Here is a 2,933-nt window from a genome sequence, read left to right as displayed (position 1 = left end):
GGGCATCTCCCCCTCAAGGGGGGAAATTGTAAGGCGCGTGGCTGGCCTCTTCACCAAACCTCATCCAAGGGAGCATAACACATGCGCATTGGCGGACGTCTTCAGGGCGCGATCGAGGTTCTTTCCGAGGTGGAGGAGCGCAAGCGTCCCATCGCGAATGCGCTGAAGGACTGGGGCACGGCGCACCGCTTCGCCGGCTCCGGCGACCGGGCGGCGATCGGCAATATCGTCTATGACGCGCTCCGGCTGAAGCTGTCACACGCCTTTCTGATGGATGACGACAGCCCGGCGGCGCTCGCCCATGCGGTGCTGTTCCGCCAATGGGGTTTTACCCCGGAAAGCCTTGCCGAAAGGCTCGACGGCGACAAGTTCGCGCCGGAGCCTCTTTCCGAGAGCGCGCTCGCCGCCTTTGCCAGCCGCAACCTTGCGGATGCCCCGGATCATGTCCGCGCCGACCTGCCGGAATGGATCCTGCCGGCCTTCAAGGAAAATTTCGGCGATGGCTGGCTTGCAGAGGCCGAGGCGCTGAACCTCCGGCCCTCGCTCGATCTGCGCGTCAACACGCTGAAGGCCGAGCGCGAGAAGGTGAAGAAGGCGCTGGCGCGGGCAGGGGCAGACCTGACCGCGATCGCGCCGTGCGGCCTGCGCATTCCGCCCGGCAGCGGCGGCGACCGGCTGCCGAACGTCACCGCCGAGCTTGCCTTCCAGAAGGGCTGGTTCGAGGTGCAGGACGAGGGTTCTCAGATCGTGGCGCGGCTGGTGGACGCCCATGCCGGTCAGCAGGTGCTGGATTATTGCGCAGGCGGCGGCGGCAAGACGCTGGCGCTTTCAGCCGACATGGACAATGCCGGCCAGGTGCACGCCTATGATGCCGATAGAACGCGGCTCGCGCCGATCATCGAGCGCCTGCGCCGCGCCGGCACCCGCAATGTGCAGGTCCATGACGATGCCGCCGCGCTGGAGGGACTGAGCTTCGATCGCGTGCTGATCGACGCGCCCTGCACGGGCACCGGCACATGGCGGCGCCGGCCCGATATAAAATGGCGGCTGTCTGAAAAGAATCTTGAAGAGCGCATGGCGCAGCAGGACGCGGTGCTTGAGGCGGCGTCCCGTTTCGTCAAGCCCGGCGGATTGCTGGTCTATGTCACCTGCTCGTTGCTTCCGGCCGAGAACCAGGCCCGGATCGCGGGTTTTCTCGAAGGACGGGCCGATTTCGAAGCCCTCGATATCGCGGCGCTCTGGCAGGAGCGTTTCCCGTCATCGCCAAAGCAGCCGCATTTCACCGATGGACGGTTCGCGACGCTGACGCCGGCTGCAACCGGGACCGACGGCTTCTTCTGCGCGGTGCTGCGCAAACAGGGCTGAACAGACTGAAAATTGACGATGCGCAAGCCAGTGCGCAGCGCGCGGGCGGCGCGCGATTCTCAATAACTGGATTATTTGACACAAGTTTCTTTTTCCTTCATGTAGGCAGCACTCACAGTGTCATTGAAGGAGAGGGACCCCATGATGCACACGATCCGTACGCGCGCCCTTCTGGCGGGCTTTGCCGCCTCCACCATGCTCGCAGCCCCGGCTTTTGCAGCCGACGTCACGCCTGAGGCGGTGGTCAAGCACTATGCCGATGTCGCGCTTGCGAAATACCAGGATTCGCTGACGACGGCGAAGGCGCTGGACGAGGCCATTCAGGCGTTCGTCGCAAACCCGAGCGAAGAGACCCAGAACGCCGCCAAGGAAGCCTGGATCGCCGCCCGCATTCCCTACCAGCTCACCGAAGTCTATCGGTTCGGCAATCCGACCGTTGACGACTGGGAAGGCAAGGTCAATGCATGGCCGCTGGATGAAGGCCTGATCGACTATGTCGACGCCTCCTACGGCATGGAAAGCGACGAGAATTCGCTCTACACCGCAAATGTCATCGCCAATCCCGAGATCAAGATCAACGGCGAGACGGTCGACGCCACCGAGATCACGCCCGATCTGCTCGCCAACACGCTGCATGAAGCCGGCGATATCGAGGCCAATGTCGCCACCGGCTACCACGCCATCGAATTCCTGCTCTGGGGCCAGGACCTGAACGGCACGGATGCCGGCGCGGGCCAGCGCTCCTACACCGATTATCTTTCCGGCGATGATTGCACCAACGGCAATTGCGATCGCCGCGCGGCCTATCTGACGGCAGCCTCCGAACTGCTGATTTCCGACCTCGAGGATATCGTCGCGGCCTGGGAACAGGGCGGCGAGGCCTACAGCTACGTCACCGAGGACCCGACCACCGGCATCGCCGCGATCCTGACGGGCATGGGCTCGCTTTCCTATGGCGAGCTTGCCGGCGAGCGCATGAAGCTCGGCCTGCTTCTGCACGATCCGGAGGAAGAGCATGATTGCTTCTCCGACAACACCCACGCCTCGCACCTGAACGATGCGATCGGCATCCTGCAGGCCTATACCGGCGATTACACCCGCGTCGACGGCACGGAAATGACCGGCGCTTCGGTCTCCGATCTGGTGGCCGCCAAGGACCCGGCGCTGGATGAGGAACTGACGGCGAAGCTGCTTGCGACCGTCGAGGCGATGGAGGCGATGGCCACCCGCGCGGAAACCGTCGAGGCCTACGACCAGATGATCGGCGAAGGCAATGACGAGGGCAACGCCGTGGTTCAGGCCGCAATCGATGGCCTGATCGACCAGACGCCGTCCATCGAACGCGCGATCGCCGCGCTCGATCTCGGCCAGATCGAATTGGAAGGCTCCGACAGCCTTGACGCGCCGGAAGCCGTGTTCCAGTAGGATCGGGGGATCGCCTCTTGCCAATCTCCCCCCTTGAGGGGGAGATGCCCGACAGGGCAGAGAGGGGTGAACCCTCTCCGAGAGCAGGGGCTCGCGGTTTATGCCCTGTACCCCTCTCTGTCGCTTTCGCGACATCTCCCCCT

At 64.0% G+C, this 2,933-nt stretch carries 2 protein-coding genes; both read left to right on the top strand.

The window, feature by feature from the left end:
• Positions 1–81 precede the first annotated feature (81 nt).
• Positions 82–1,365 (top strand): RsmB/NOP family class I SAM-dependent RNA methyltransferase, encoded by a 1,284-nt coding sequence (locus tag B4E36_RS19955; RefSeq protein WP_292053402.1) that lies wholly within the window; start codon positions 82–84, stop codon positions 1,363–1,365.
• A gap of 141 nt (positions 1,366–1,506) precedes the next feature.
• Positions 1,507–2,790, top strand: a complete 1,284-nt coding sequence (locus B4E36_RS19950; RefSeq protein WP_414673792.1) for an imelysin family protein — start codon at positions 1,507–1,509, stop codon at positions 2,788–2,790.
• The last annotated feature ends 143 nt before the right edge of the window (positions 2,791–2,933 follow it).

Source organism: Martelella sp. UBA3392, from assembly GCF_002358775.1.
GTDB classification, from domain to species: Bacteria; Pseudomonadota; Alphaproteobacteria; order Rhizobiales; family Rhizobiaceae; genus Martelella; species Martelella mediterranea.
This window is presented reverse-complemented; position numbering and strand designations above follow the sequence as displayed.

What these genes read in the sequence shown, in the direction of transcription:
- B4E36_RS19955 (WP_292053402.1), top strand. Translation starts at nt 82, where the DNA reads ATGCGCATTGGCGGACGTCTTCAGGGCGCGATCGAGGTTCTTTCCGAG.
- B4E36_RS19950 (WP_414673792.1), top strand. Translation starts at nt 1,507, where the DNA reads ATGATGCACACGATCCGTACGCGCGCCCTTCTGGCGGGCTTTGCCGCC.